The sequence below is a fragment of the Burkholderia sp. SIMBA_051 genome, from assembly GCF_046534915.1.
Lineage (GTDB): Bacteria > Pseudomonadota > Gammaproteobacteria > Burkholderiales > Burkholderiaceae > Burkholderia > Burkholderia ambifaria.
Genome location: NZ_JAWRXS010000002.1, coordinates 559,002 through 573,443 on the forward strand (window position 1 = coordinate 559,002; position 14,442 = coordinate 573,443).

Consider the following 14,442-nt stretch of genomic DNA (forward strand, 5'->3'; position numbering starts at 1 on the left):
GGCGCCCGCTCATCCCAAGCCCGGCCGGGCGGTCGTCATGCCCGCATTAGACCAGCACGCGCTCGATCCCGCCATTGTTCGCGTGTGCGACATAGTCGGCCATCCAGTTCTCGCCGAGCACCTGGCGCGCGATTTCGACCACGATGTAGTCGGCCTCGATGTTCGCGTCCTCGTTGTAGCGCGACAGGCCCTGCAGGCACGACGGGCAGCTCGTCAGGATCTTCACGTCCGGGCCGTTCGCGGCGGCGGCCGGCGCCGGCGCGTTGCCGGCCACGACCGGGATGCTGCGCAGCTTCGCGGCACCCTTGCGGAGTTCCTCTTCCTTGCGGAAGCGGACCTGCGTGGAGATGTCCGGACGCGTGACCGCGAGCGTGCCCGATTCGCCGCAGCAGCGATCGTTCTTCTCGATCTTGTAGCCGTCCTTCTCTGCGCCCATCAGCTCGTTGACGAGCTTGACCGGATCCATCGTCTTGATCGGCGTGTGGCACGGGTCGTGATACATGTAGCGCGTGCCCGTCACGCCGTCGAGCTTCATCCCCTTCTCGAGCAGGAACTCGTGGATGTCGATGATCCGGCAGCCCGGGAAGATCTTGTCGAATTCGTAGCCTGCAAGCTGGTCGTAGCAGGTGCCGCACGACACGACCACCGTCTTGATGTCGAGGTAGTTCAGCGTGTTGGCGACCCGGTGGAACAGCACGCGGTTGTCGGTGACGATCTTCTCGGCCTTGTCGTACTGGCCCGAGCCGCGCTGCGGATAGCCGCAGCACAGGTAGCCCGGCGGCAGCACCGTCTGCACGCCCGCTTCCCACAGCATCGCCTGCGTCGCGAGGCCGACCTGCGAGAACAGGCGCTCGGAGCCGCAGCCCGGGAAGTAGAACACCGCTTCCGAATCGACGGTGGTCGACTTCGGGTTGCGGATGATCGGCACGATCTTGTTGTCCTCGATGTCGAGCAGCGCGCGCGCCGTCTTCTTCGGCAGGTTGCCCGGCATCTTCTTGTTGACGAAGTGGATCACCTGCTCGACCACGGGCGGCTTGCCGACCGTCGCCGGCGGGTGCTGCGTCTGCTTCGTCACGACCTTCTTCAGCATGTCGTTCGCGAAGCGCTGCACCTTGTAGCCAACGCCCATCATCGCGCCGCGCGCGAGGTTGATCGTCTGCGGGTTGGTCGCGTTCAGGAAGAACATGCCCGCCGCATTACCGGCGTTGAATTTCTTCTTGCCCATCTTGCGCAGCAGGTTGCGCATGTTCATCGTGACGTCGCCGAAGTCGATCTTCACCGGGCACGGCGTCGCGCACTTGTGGCACACCGTGCAGTGGTCGGCCACGTCGTTGAACTCGTCCCAGTGCTTGATCGACACGCCGCGGCGCGTCTGTTCCTCATACAGGAACGCCTCGACCAGCAACGAGGTCGCGAGGATCTTGTTGCGCGGGCTGTACAGCAGGTTCGCGCGCGGCACGTGGGTCGCGCACACCGGCTTGCACTTGCCGCAGCGCAGGCAGTCCTTCACCGAATCGGCGATCGCGCCGATGTCGGACTGCTGCATGATCAGCGACTCGTAGCCCATCAGCCCGAAGCTCGGCGTGTACGCGTTGCGCAGGTCGGCGCCGTCGAGCAGCTTGCCCTTGTTGAAGCGGCCGTGCGGGTCGACGCGCTGCTTGTACGCGCGGAATTCGGCGATCTCGTCGTCGGTCAGGAACTCGAGCTTCGTGATGCCGATCCCGTGCTCGCCGGAGATCACGCCGTCGAGCGAGCGAGCGAGCTTCATGATGCGTGCGACCGACGCGTGCGCGTCCTGCAGCATCTCGTAGTTGTCGGAGTTGACCGGGATGTTGGTGTGGACGTTGCCGTCGCCCGCGTGCATGTGCAGCGCGACGAACACGCGGCCGCGCAGCACGCGCTTGTGGATCGCCTGCGCTTCGTCGAGGATCTGCTTGAACGCGCCGCCGTTGAAGATCGCGCGCAGCTCCGCACGGATCTCCTGCTTCCACGAGATGCGGACCGTGCGGTCCTGCGTGATGTGGAACACGGTCGCGCCCGGCTGGTCGTCAGCACGGTCGGCGAACTTCTCGGCAAGGGCCTCGTAGCCGAGCTGCACGAGGTAGTGCTGCGCCTCGCGCAGCGGCTGGTCGAGCCGGTCGCGCACGAATTCCCAGCGGGCCCGCACGCGCTTGAGCAGCTCCAGCGCCTGCTGCACGCGATCCTCGAGCAACTCGGCGCTCGGGATCTCGTTCGCGTCGTCGGTCTTGCCGAGCGGCAGGTTGCCGCCGCGGAAGAACGCCTCGAGCGCGTCGACCAGCTGCAGCTTGTTCTTCAGCGACAGCTCGATGTTGATCCGCTCGATGCCGTCGGTGTACTCGCCCATCCGGTTCAGTGGGATGACGACGTCCTCGTTGATCTTGAACGCGTTCGTGTGCTTCGCGATCGCGGCCGTGCGGCTGCGGTCGAGCCAGAAGCGCTTGCGCGCCTCCGCGCTGACCGCGACGAAGCCTTCGCCGCTCTTGCCGTTCGCCATCCGGATCACTTCGGACGTCGCTTGCGCGACCGCATCGGCGTCGTCGCCGACGATGTCGCCGATCAGCACCATCTTCGGGAAGGCGTTGCGCTTGCTCTTGGTCGCGTAGCCGACCGCGCGCAGGTAGCGCTCGTCGAGGTGCTCGAGGCCCGCGAGGATCGCGCCGCCCTGCTTCGACGTCTCGAACAGGTAGTCCTTGATTTCGACGATGCTCGGGATCGCCTCGCGCGCCTGGCCGAAGAATTCGAGACAGACGGTGCGCGTGTGCGCGGGCATCTTGTGCAGCACCCAGCGCGCGGACGTGATCAGCCCGTCGCAGCCTTCCTTCTGCACGCCCGGCAGGCCGGCGAGGAACTTGTCGGTGACGTCCTTGCCGAGGCCTTCCTTGCGGAACCGGCGGCCTTCGATCTCGAGCATCTCGGTCTTCAGCAGCTTCTCGCCCGGCGCATATGCGCCGTCGAACCACTTCAGCTCGAAACGCGCGACCGCGATGTCGTGGATCTTGCCCTGGTTGTGCTCGTGGCGCGTGACTTCGAGCCAGTTGCCCTCCGGGTCGACCATCCGCCACCAGGCCAGGTTGTCGAGCGCGGTGCCCCACAGCACGGCCTTCTTGCCGCCGGCGTTCATCGCGACGTTGCCGCCGATGCACGATGCGTCGAGCGAGGTCGGATCGACCGCGAACACGTAGCCGGCCGCTTCGGCCGCTTCCGTCACGCGGCGCGTGACGACGCCCGCGCCGGAGAAGATCGTCGGCACCTTGTGCGCGACGCCCGGCAGTTCGGTGAGCTCGACCGCGCCGAGCTGTTCGAGCTTCTCGGTGTTGATCACCGCGGAGAACGGCGTGAGCGGCACCGCGCCGCCCGTGTAGCCGGTGCCGCCGCCGCGCGGGATCACGGTCAGGCCGAGCTCGAAGCAGGCCTTGATCAGTGCCGCGATCTCGGCTTCGGTATCGGGGGTCAGCACGACGAACGGGTATTCGACGCGCCAGTCGGTCGCATCGGTCACATGCGACACGCGCGACAGCCCATCGAAGCGGATGTTGTCCTTCTGCGTGCAGCGGCCGAGCGCCTTGGTCGCGCGGCGGCGCAGGTCGGCCATCTTGTCGAATTCGTCGGCGAATTCGTCGACCGCGCGCTGCGCGGCGGCCTCGAGCATCTCGACACGTTCCGCGCGTTCGCGGCCGGCGTCGTCGTGGTGCGCGGTGAGGTCGGCGCGGCGGCGCTTGCCGATCTCGGTCAGACGGTGGTTCAGCGCCTCGATCAGGAGCGCGCGGCGCTTCGGGTTGTCGAGCAGGTCGTCCTGCAGGTACGGGTTGCGGCGCACGACCCAGATGTCGCCGAGCACTTCATACAGCATCCGGGCCGAGCGGCCCGTGCGGCGTTCTGCGCGCAGCTCGTCGAGCACCGACCACGCGTCCGCGCCGAGCAGGCGGATCACGATCTCGCGGTCGGAGAAGGACGTGTAGTTATAGGGAATCTCGCGCAGTCGGGGCGCGGGGTCGGCGGCGACGGCGGCAGCCGCGCCATGCGGATCGAAAACTTGTGGTGCGTTCATGTTCGGACGACTCGGAGGGCCGATACACCGTGCACGGGCGTCGGCAAGCGCGTAGGCGCAATCTTGGGGAAATCTGTTCTGTTGCCAGGCGCGCGATTATTTCGCATGGGGCCGGAGCGGGTCTGGACTCACCGTTCCGGGTTGGCAGGGCCTGGCGGCACTCGGAGCCATCAGCACGATCGCGCGCGGCGCGCATGCCGTTCCGCCGCAGGGCTGGCTGCGCGCGGCGTCGGCTTCAACGGGGCGATCCGAGGGTGCCTCTGCATCTTCCGATCCTTGATTCAAAACAGAATTCTAACCCATGATCGCGCCGTCCGTGACAGGCCGGACAGGTCGTGGGGCTTTCGCCGCAACCCGCACCAGGCCTGGTTCGGCACGATTTTGCGGCGACATTCACCGTCCGTCCGGTCGGTAACCATGCGGTTAAGCCGGTAAACAGGGACGCGTCGCGCGGCAAACACGGCCGCCGGCGCGGTTTCGCGACGGTGCGCCCGGCATGCCGCTTGCGTGCGGGCGGAGCCTTGGCGCTATCATTGACGTTTTACCGTCTGCTTCCGCACCGCACGCGAGCGCCCATGGCATCCCACGATTACCTGAAGAAAATCCTCACCGCGCGCGTCTACGACGTCGCGCTCGAGACGGAACTCGAACCCGCCCGCAACCTGTCGGCCCGGCTGCGCAACCCCGTTTACCTGAAGCGCGAGGACAACCAGCCGGTGTTCTCGTTCAAGCTGCGCGGCGCGTACAACAAGATGGCGCACATTCCGGCCGACGCGCTCGCGCGCGGCGTGATCACGGCATCGGCCGGCAACCATGCGCAGGGCGTCGCGTTCTCGGCGGCCCGGATGGGCATCAAGGCCGTGATCGTCGTGCCCGTCACGACGCCGCAGGTGAAGGTCGACGCGGTGCGCGCGCACGGCGGCCCGAGCGTCGAGGTGATCCAGGCGGGCGAGTCGTACAGCGATGCGTATGCGCATGCCGTGAAGGTGCAGGCCGAACGCGACCTCACGTTCGTCCACCCGTTCGACGATCCGTACGTGATCGCCGGCCAGGGCACGATCGCGATGGAAATCCTGCGGCAGCACCAGGGCCCGATTCACGCGATCTTCGTGCCGATCGGCGGCGGCGGCCTCGCGGCCGGCGTGGCCGCGTACGTGAAGGCGGTGCGGCCCGAGATCAAGGTGTTCGGCGTGCAGGCCGAGGATTCGTGCGCGATGGCGCAGTCGCTTGAGAAAGGCGAGCGCGTCGAGCTGAGCGAGGTCGGGCTGTTCGCGGACGGCACCGCGGTGAAGCTCGTCGGCGAGGAAACCTTCCGGCTCTGCAGCGAGTTCCTCGACGGCGTCGTGACGGTCGACACCGACGCGCTGTGCGCGGCGATCAAGGACGTGTTCCAGGACACGCGCAGCGTGCTCGAGCCCTCCGGCGCGCTCGCGGTGGCGGGCGCGAAACGCTACGCGGAGCGCGAAGGGATCGAGAACCAGACGCTCGTCGCGGTCACGTCCGGCGCGAACATGAACTTCGACCGGATGCGCTTCGTCGCCGAACGCGCGGAAGTCGGCGAGGCGCGCGAAGCCGTGTTCGCGGTCACGATCCCCGAGGAGCGCGGCAGCTTCAAGCGCTTCTGCTCGCTCGTCGGCGAACGCAACGTGACCGAGTTCAACTACCGGATCGCCGATGCGCAGGCCGCGCATATCTTCGTCGGCGTGCAGATCAAGCGGCGCGGCGAATCGGCGGAGATCGCCGCGAATTTCGAGTCGCACGGCTTCAAGACCGTCGATCTCACGCACGACGAGCTGTCGAAGGAGCACATCCGCTACATGGTGGGCGGCCGCTCGCCGCTCGCGCTCGACGAACGCCTGTTCCGCTTCGAATTCCCGGAACGGCCGGGCGCGCTGATGAAGTTCCTGTCGTCGATGGCGCCGGACTGGAACATCAGCCTGTTCCATTACCGCAACCAGGGTGCGGACTACAGCTCGATCCTCGTCGGGCTGCAGGTGCCGCAGGCCGATCGCGCCGAGTTCGAACGCTTCCTCGCGGCGCTCGGCTATCCGTATGTCGAAGAGAGCGCCAATCCGGCGTACCGGCTCTTCCTGTCGTAAAGGCTTCGTGCAATGAATCCCGAACACTCCCCGCTCGGCAAGGCCACCGTCTATGCCGCCCAGTACGACGCGTCGCTGCTGTTCCCGATCCCGCGCGCCGGCGCGCGCGAGCAGCTCGGCATCACGTCGGCGCTGCCGTTCTTCGGCACCGACATCTGGAACGCGTACGAACTGTCGTGGCTCAACGCGCGCGGCAAGCCGCAAGTCGCGGTCGCGACGTTCTACGTGCCGGCCGAATCGCCGAACATCGTCGAATCGAAATCGTTCAAGCTGTATCTCGGCTCGTTCGCCCAATCGAAGTTCGACTCGCTCGACGCAGTGCGCGACACGTTGAAGCGCGACGTGTCGGCCGCGTGCGGCGCGAGCGTGTCGGTGCAGCTCGTGTCGCCGCACGACTTCGGCAAGCTCCAGATGGAAGAACTCGACGGGCTGTCGCTCGACCGGCTCGACCTCGACACCGACGTGTACGAACCGGATCCGTCACTGCTGTCGGCCGCGCAGGACGAAGCGCCGGTCGAGGAGACGCTCGTGTCGGACCTGCTGCGCTCGAACTGCCCGGTCACCGGCCAGCCCGATTGGGGCAGCGTGCAGATCCACTACGTGGGGCCGCAGATCGACCATGCGGGGCTGCTGCGCTACATCATTTCGTTCCGCAATCACACGGGCTTTCACGAGCAGTGCGTCGAGCGCATCTTCCTCGACATCCTGCATGCGTGCAAACCGTTGAAGCTGGCGGTGTATGCGCGCTATACGCGCCGCGGCGGGCTGGACATCAATCCGTTCCGCACGAATTACAACCAGCCGATGCCGGATAATGCGCGGACTGCGCGGCAGTAACTGAAGCGGTATTGGCGGGCAATCGCCGCGAGCCGCGGCCACCGGCAATCATGAGCCCGTAACGAAACAGCCCTGCCGGCTCGCGCCGACGGGGCTGTTTTGCTGTGTGCGCGGGAAACGTGCGCGTTACTTCGCCGGCGCCTTGTAAGCGATGCAGTCGACCTCGACCTTGCAGTCGATGACCATGCAAGACTGCACGCACGCGCGCGCCGGCGGATGCTCGCCGAAGTACGACACGAACACCTTGTTGAACGACGCGAAATCGCGTGCGTCGTCAAGCCACACGCCGCAGCGCACGACGTGCTCGAGGCCGTAGCCGGCTTCCTTCAGGATCGCGATCACGTTCTCGATCGTCTGCTTCGACTGCGTGACGATCCCGCCTTCGACGACCTCGCCGTTCACCATCGGCGTCTGGCCCGACACATACAGCCAGCCATCGGCCTCGACCGCGCGTGCAAACGGCATCACCTGGCCGCCGGTACCCTTCGCTTCGCCCACGCCATATCGCTTCATCGTTTCACTCCTGGTTTGTCGACCGGCATCGGCACGTCAGCGCCCGCGCCAGCCCATGCAACGCACGGTTGCGGATGCGCGCGCCGACATGGCGCACGCGGCAAATCGGTTGGAGACCGCGCTCAGAACGCGGCGTCGGCACTCGCCGGCACGCGCGCGCCGCGTGCGACGAAACCGCCGGCGCGCTCGCCGGTCGGCTGGCCGTTCTCATAGGTCAGCACGCCGTTCACCCACACCGCGTCGATCCCGTGCGCGGGTTGCTGCGGCTTGTCGAACGTCGCGGCATCGATCACGCGCGCCGGATCGAACAGCACGAGATCCGCGTGGTAGCCGACCTGCACTTCGCCGCGCCGCGCGATCCCGTAGCGGCGCGCGGACAGCGACGTCATCTTGCGGATCGCTTCCTCGAGCGGCAGCAGGTTCGTGTCGCGCACGTAATGGCCGAGCACGCGCGGGAACGCGCCCCACAGCCGCGGGTGCGGCAGCGGATCGTTCGGCAGGCCGTCCGAGCCGACCATCGTCGCCGGGTGCGACAGGATCCGACGCACGTCGTCCTCGGACATGTTGTGGTACACGGCGCCGGCCGGGCGGATCCGCTGCGCGGCCTCCTGCTCGGTCACGCCCCAGTCGGCCGCGATCGCCTTCAGCAGCTTGCCGGCGACTTCCGGATGCGGCTCCGACCACGTGATCGTGATGTCGATGTCGCCCGTCACCTGCTTCAGGTCGAGCGTCGACGAGCTGCGGCTGTACGGATAGCAGTCGCAGCCGACCGGCTGGTAGCGGCGCGCGCCCTCGAGCGACGCGAGCACCTCGGTGCTGCGCCCCCAGTTCGACGGGCCCGCGCACTTCAGGTGCGAGATCACGACCGGCACCTGCGCGTGACGGCCGACGCGGTAGGCCTCGTCCATCGCGTCGAGAATCGCGTCGAATTCGGTCCGCATGTGCGTCGTGTACAGCGCGCCCGCGTTCGCGAGCGGCTCGGCGAGCGCCATCACTTCCTCGGCCGGCGCCGCGAACGCGGAGCCGTAGGCCAGGCCCGACGATAGCCCGAGCGCGCCGTTCGCGAGCGCCTCCTCGAGCTGCGTGCGCATTCCGGCGATTTCGCCGTCGGTCGCCGCGCGGTCGAGGCGGTCCATCTGGTTGTTGCGCAGCGCGGTGTGCCCGACGAGCGCCGCGACGTTGACGGCCGGACGCGCATCGTTCACGGCCGCGACATAGGCGGCGAAGGTCGGATAGCGGAACGCGTCGCGATCACCGAGCAGATTCATCGGATCGGGCGGATCGCCCGCGAGCGTCACCGGCGACGCGCTGATCCCGCAGTTGCCGACGATCACGGTCGTCACGCCCTGCGAGATCTTCGGCAGCATCTCCGGTGCGCGGATCACGTGCGTGTCGTCATGCGTGTGCACGTCGACGAAGCCCGGCGCGAGCGCGCGGCCGTTCGCATCGACGACGGTTTCGGCGAGCCAGTTCGACAGGTTGCCGATGGCCGCGATCACGCCGTTGCGGATCGCGACGTCGCGCGTGACGGGCGGCGCGCCGGTGCCGTCGTACAACTGCGCACCGACGATCAGCGTATCGGCGGCTTCGGGATGCGAATGCATGGTCAGTCTCCTACCGGTTGACGGTCTCCGCCGCCGCGGTGCGCATCGAGCGCATGCTTGATGCGGCGCAGCGATTCTCGGCCCGCATCGCCGAGCCGCAGCGCGACTCCGGTGACGAGCACGTCGATCGCCATCATCATCGCGTAGCGCGATGTCGAAGGCTTGTAAATGAAATCGGTTTCGAACGCGACGACCGGGATCAGGTGGTCGGCGAGCTTCGCGAGCGGCGAAGCCGGCGCGGTGATCGCGATCAGCGTCGCGCCGTAGCGCTTTGCGAGGCGGCAGCTCTCGAGCAGCTCGGGCACGCGCCCGCTCACCGACAGCGCGACGACCACGGCGTCGCGCGACAGCGTCGCGGCCACCATGCGCTGCAGCAGGCTGTCCTGGTAGCTCGCGACCGGCCGGCCGAAGCGCACGAGCCGGAAGCGCAGCTCGTCGGCGAGCGCGGTCGAACCGCCGCCCTGCCCGTACACGTAGACCATCTTCGCGCCGGCCAGCAGGTCGGCCGCCGCGTCGAACGACGTGTTGCGCAGCAGCTGGTGGTTGTGCGCGAGCGCCACGCGGATCTCGTCGTAGACGACCGATGCGGGGCTCGTGTCGTCGGCGGGATGCGCGTCGGACGGCACGAGGAAGCGCTGGCCGACGGCCGCGGCCTGCGCGACGAGCACCTTCAGTTCGCGCACGTCGCGGCAGCCGACGGCCTTCGCGAAACGCGTGACCGTCGCGACGCTGACCCCCGCGTCGCGCGCCAGCGCGCCGATGCTCGCATGCGCGGCGCGCGCGAGATCGGCGAGGATGTATGCCGCGACCTTGCGTTCGGCTTCGCGCAGCTCGGGCGCGCATTCGGCGATGCGCGCGACGATATCGAGGAGCGGCGGGGCGACCGCAGCCGTGGGGTCGGCGGCGAATGGCGTTGACGGGGTGGTTCGCGAATTCATCTGCTGAAAGGGTGGGCGCTTTATGTTACTAAATAACATCACCGCGCCGATGCTACTTTCTGTACCATCGGCATGTCAACTTCAGTGCAATGCATAGTGATGATGGAGCGGGATGACATGAAAGTTACAAACTATCAGGAACCGACAATCAATCCGTTGGGCAAGGGCCTTGGCAACCTGCCGAGCGCGAGCGTGCCGCTCGGCGACGCAACCCGCCTCGAGTGGAACCTGCTCGCGGAAGACGTCAGCCTGCCGGCCGCGGTGCTGTACGCGGATCGCATCGAACACAATCTGAACTGGATGCAGGCGTTCGTCCAGCAGTACGGCGCCCAGTTCGCGCCGCACGGCAAGACGACGATGGCGCCGCAACTGTTCCGCCGCCAGCTCGCCGCCGGCGCATGGGGCATCACGCTCGCGACCGCGCACCAGACGCAGGCCGCGTATCACGGCGGCGTGCGGCGCGTGCTGCTGGCGAATCAGCTGGTCGGCCGCCAGAACATGACGATCATCGCGGAGCTGCTGTCCGACCCCGACTTCGAATTCTTCTGCCTCGTCGATTCGGCCGACAGCGTCGACCAGCTCGGCCGCTTCTTCGGCGACGCGAAGAAAACGCTGAACGTGCTGCTCGAGCTCGGCGTGCCGGGCGGCCGTGCGGGCGTGCGCGATGCCGCGCAGCGCAAGGCCGTGCTCGACGCGATCGCGCGCTATCCGGACACGCTGAAGCTGGCCGGCATCGAACTCTACGAAGGCGTGCTGAAGGAGGAAGGCGAGATCCGCGCGTTCCTGCAGGACGCCGTCGCGCTCACGCGCGAGCTGGCCGAAGCCGGCCGTTTCGCGCGCACGCCGGCGATCCTGTCGGGCGCCGGCTCGGCGTGGTACGACGTGGTCGCGGAGGAATTCGCGAAGGCGTCCGACGCCGGTTTCGCGGAAATCGTGCTGCGTCCGGGTTGCTACCTGACGCACGACGTCGGCATCTACAAGAAGGCGCAGACCGACGTGTTCGCGCGCAACCCGATCGCCCGCAGGATGGGTGAAGGGCTGCTGCCGGCACTGCAGCTGTGGGCGTACGTGCAGTCGGTGCCGGAGCAGGATCGCGCGATCATCGCGCTCGGCAAGCGCGACGCGGCGTTCGACGCGGGCCTGCCAGAGCCGGCGCGCCACTTCCGCCCGGGCCGCGACAGCGCGCCGCGCGACGTCGCCGCGAGCGAAGGCTGGGCCGTCACCGGGATGATGGACCAGCACGCGTACCTGCAGATCCCCCCGGGCGCGGACGTGAAGGTCGGCGACATGGTCGCGTTCGACATTTCGCACCCGTGCCTGACGTTCGACAAGTGGCGCCAGCTGCTCGTCCTCGATCCGCAATTCCGCGTGACGGAAGTCGTCGAAACCTTCTTCTGACGCCCCGCGCACGCCGCCCCGCCGCCGCGCGGGGCGGCCGTCACGCGCGCTTCAATCTGCCGGAGTACACTGCGCTTTCGTCCTCCGGGCCGCTTCGCCGCCGTAGCGCCGTCTGCCGCTCACGGCGCGAACGGCCCTCAATGCTGTTCAATGGAGAAAGCCATGGCCGCGAAGAAGATCCTGTTCCTGACCGGCGATTTCGCCGAAGACTACGAAACGATGGTGCCGTTCCAGGCGCTGCAGGCCGTCGGCCATCACGTCGATGCAGTCTGTCCGGGCAAGCGCGCGGGCGACAAGATCAAGACCGCGATTCACGATTTCGAGGGCGACCAGACCTACACCGAAAAACCCGGTCACCAGTTCACGCTGAACGCGACGTTCGACGACGTCGACGCGTCGGGCTACGACGCGCTCGCGATCGCGGGCGGCCGTGCGCCCGAGTACCTGCGCCTGGATTCGAAGGTGATCGCGCTGGTGCGCGCGTTCGCGGAAGCCGGCAAGCCGATCGCAGCGATCTGCCATGCGGCGCAGCTGCTCGCGGCCGCCGACGTGATCCGCGGCAAGCGCATCTCGGCCTACCCGGCCTGCGCGCCCGAAGTGAAGCTCGCGGGCGGCGAATACGCGGACATCCCGGTCGATGCGGCCGTGACCGACGCGCCGTTCGTCACCGCACCCGCGTGGCCCGCGCATCCGGCCTGGCTCGCGCAGTTCCTCGTGCTGCTCGGCACGCGCATCGAACTGTGAATGCAGTTGAAATGAAATGAGGTGAAACGCCGGGCGGCGGCGGGTTCGTGCGCCCGGTGCGGCGCGCCAGCCTCAGGTGCCGCGCAAGCCGCGATCGGCCAACGCGTGCGCGCGGTCGCGCCGCTTGCCGCGCTGCTCGTCAATGCGAAGCCGGCGGCGAGCCGACATCCGCGATCCGCGACTCCAGCATCGCCAGCGCGCCCGACAGCGCATTCAGCACGTCGTCCGGCAGTTGCGCCATCGTCTGTTCGAGGAACGCCTTGCGGCGCGGCAGGCACGCGTCGAACGCGGCGCGGCCGGCGTCGGTCAGCGTGACGTTGGTCACGCGGTTGTCGCGCGCATCGGACGCGCGCTCGATCCAGCCGAGCGCATCGAGCGATTTCAGCTGGCGCGTGAGCGCGCCCGGATCGATGCGCAGCACTTCGACGAGCTTCTTCTGCGACGCATGCCCGTCCATCGTGTGCAGCGCGACCATGATCCGCCAGCGCGGCATCGGCTGCCCGACGTTCGTTTCGAATGCGGTCATGAACGCGCGATACGTGCGTCCGAATTGCTGCAAGATCGCGACGCGGTCCTGTTCTTCCATGCGGTGAATTCGTGTCCGGTGAATCATTGAATCGGTCAATCGGCCGCGACATGCGGCTCGATCTTGCGCCGCAGCGCGATCGGCGGCACGCGGCGGCACTGCCACACCGACACCACGGCGACGACGGCCGCCATCGCGACCCCCAGGTGAATCGCGCCGACCAGCGATTCGCGGGCCGCTTCCAGCAGCAGCGCGCCATTATGCCCGGCGCGGGTCAGCTCCGCGACGAGACCGCCTTGCGCGGCGCGGTCGATCAGGATCTGCGGATCGGCGAGCCGCGCATGCCATTGCAGCGCGTGGTCTCCCGACAGCGCATCGCGCACGCCGCTCGAATACATCTGGTTGACGAGCGTGCCCGTCAGCGCCGTGCCGAGCATCCCGCCGACCATCCGCAGCGACTGCAGCAGCGCGGTCGCGATGCCGAGGTGCTCGCGGCCGGCCGTCTGCTGCGCGAACACGGTGAGGTTGGGCAGCACGAAACCGAGACCGATGCCGCCGGCGACCATCAGCGCCATCAGCATCCAGGTCGGCGTCGCGTGGGTCGACACGACGATGCCCGCGCACGCGATCGCGAACAGCACAAAACCGACGTGCAGCATCGCGTTCGGATGGCGGATGCGCGTGATGACGCGGCCGTTCATGATGCTGCCGATCGTGATGAACACGACGAGCGGCGTGATCACGAGCCCCGCCTCCTTCGGCGACATCCCGAAGCCGCCCTGGAACAGCAGCGGCGCGTAGAACAGCAGCGAGAACATCGAGAAGCCGGCGAGGATCGCGAGCACGAACAGCGCGGACAGCGCGCGATTGCCGAACATGTCGAACGGCAGGATCGGCTGCGCGCAGCGCTTTTCCCAATGCCACAACCCGATACCGGCGCCGATCGCGACGACCAGCAGCAGCGACGCCCAGCTCATGACGCCGTACTTCGGCAGCCATTCGACGAACAGCTGCAGCGCACCGAGCGACAGCGCGATCAGCAGCGCGCCCGGCCAGTCGAGCCGCATCTTGCGGTCGTGCGCGACATGCCGCAGGTGCGGCAGGTAGCGCCACACGAAGAACAGCGACAGCAGGCCAATCGGCAGATTCACGTAGAACACCGAGCGCCAGCCGAACGACTGGGTCAGGATCCCGCCGAGCGACGGCCCGACCGCGTTCGCGATGCCGAACGCGGAACTCATCAGCACCTGCCAGCGCAGCCGCACGATGGAATCGGGGAACAGGTCGGGAATACACGCGAACGCGGTGCCGACCAACATCCCGCCGCCGATTCCCTGCAGCCCGCGCGCGAGCACCAGGTACAGCATGTCGTTCGCCATTCCGCACAGCACCGACGCGCCGGTGAACACGACGATCGACGCGATGACGAACGGCTTTCTGCCGTAATAGTCGCCGAGGCGGCCGAAGATCGGCACGGTGATCACGGAACTGAGCAGGTACGAGGTCGCCACCCACGCATACAAGTCGAAGCCCCTGAGTTCGGCGACGATGGTCGGCAACGCGGTGCCGACGACCGTCTGGTCGAGCGCGACGAGCATGGTGACGAACGAGATCCCGATCATCGCCAGCAGCGATTCGCGGAACGGCAGGACTTGCCCGCTCGAATGGTGGGCGGCAGTATGGACGGCCATTTTTTGTTGATGCAACTTTTGAC

Annotated in this window: 10 protein-coding genes; 4 read left to right on the forward strand and 6 right to left on the reverse strand. The window is 67.5% G+C overall.

Translation table 11 applies throughout. The features are described 5' to 3' along the window. Positions 1-46: 46 nt before the first annotated feature. On the reverse strand, positions 47-4,069 hold the full coding sequence (locus SB771_RS06555; protein ID WP_175660402.1) for a DUF3683 domain-containing protein: 4,023 nt from the start codon (positions 4,067-4,069) through the stop codon (positions 47-49). Between the two features lie 575 nt (positions 4,070-4,644). Between SB771_RS06555 and ilvA the strand changes: the two genes are divergently transcribed. Together ilvA and queF are read left to right on the forward strand one after the other, a co-directional pair. Beyond that, positions 4,645-6,168, forward strand: coding sequence for a threonine ammonia-lyase, biosynthetic (gene ilvA, locus SB771_RS06560; RefSeq protein ID WP_138847166.1), 1,524 nt, complete (start codon positions 4,645-4,647; stop codon positions 6,166-6,168). Positions 6,169-6,180: 12 nt separating this feature from the next. Continuing rightward, positions 6,181-7,005, forward strand: coding sequence for an NADPH-dependent 7-cyano-7-deazaguanine reductase QueF (gene queF / locus SB771_RS06565; protein ID WP_011657907.1), 825 nt, complete (start codon positions 6,181-6,183; stop codon positions 7,003-7,005). Between the two features lie 126 nt (positions 7,006-7,131). Here queF and SB771_RS06570 read toward each other — a convergent pair whose 3' ends face one another. The 3 genes from SB771_RS06570 to SB771_RS06580 form a co-directional block, all read right to left on the reverse strand. After that, on the reverse strand, positions 7,132-7,518 hold the full coding sequence (locus SB771_RS06570; RefSeq protein ID WP_175660403.1) for a RidA family protein: 387 nt from the start codon (positions 7,516-7,518) through the stop codon (positions 7,132-7,134). Positions 7,519-7,640: 122 nt separating this feature from the next. Next, on the reverse strand, positions 7,641-9,122 hold the full coding sequence (locus SB771_RS06575) for an N-acyl-D-amino-acid deacylase family protein (protein ID WP_175660404.1): 1,482 nt from the start codon (positions 9,120-9,122) through the stop codon (positions 7,641-7,643). Between the two features lie 2 nt (positions 9,123-9,124). Beyond that, positions 9,125-10,060, reverse strand: a complete 936-nt coding sequence (locus SB771_RS06580) for a MurR/RpiR family transcriptional regulator (RefSeq protein ID WP_175660405.1) — start codon at positions 10,058-10,060, stop codon at positions 9,125-9,127. A 117-nt stretch (positions 10,061-10,177) separates the two neighbouring features. Here SB771_RS06580 and SB771_RS06585 point away from each other — a divergent pair, with 117 nt between their 5' ends. After that, entirely contained in the window at positions 10,178-11,458 is a 1,281-nt protein-coding gene (locus SB771_RS06585; protein WP_012364696.1) for an amino acid deaminase, read from the forward strand. Positions 11,459-11,620: 162 nt separating this feature from the next. Further along, positions 11,621-12,202, forward strand: coding sequence for a DJ-1/PfpI family protein (locus SB771_RS06590; RefSeq protein ID WP_006751950.1), 582 nt, complete (start codon positions 11,621-11,623; stop codon positions 12,200-12,202). Between the two features lie 139 nt (positions 12,203-12,341). Here the strand turns inward: SB771_RS06590 and SB771_RS06595 are convergent, their stop codons facing one another. Together SB771_RS06595 and SB771_RS06600 are read right to left on the reverse strand one after the other, a co-directional pair. After that, entirely contained in the window at positions 12,342-12,788 is a 447-nt protein-coding gene (locus tag SB771_RS06595) for a MarR family winged helix-turn-helix transcriptional regulator (RefSeq protein ID WP_041491273.1), read from the reverse strand. Between the two features lie 35 nt (positions 12,789-12,823). Then, positions 12,824-14,419, reverse strand: a complete 1,596-nt coding sequence (locus tag SB771_RS06600) for an MDR family MFS transporter (RefSeq protein ID WP_175660406.1) — start codon at positions 14,417-14,419, stop codon at positions 12,824-12,826. Positions 14,420-14,442: the final 23 nt, after the last annotated feature.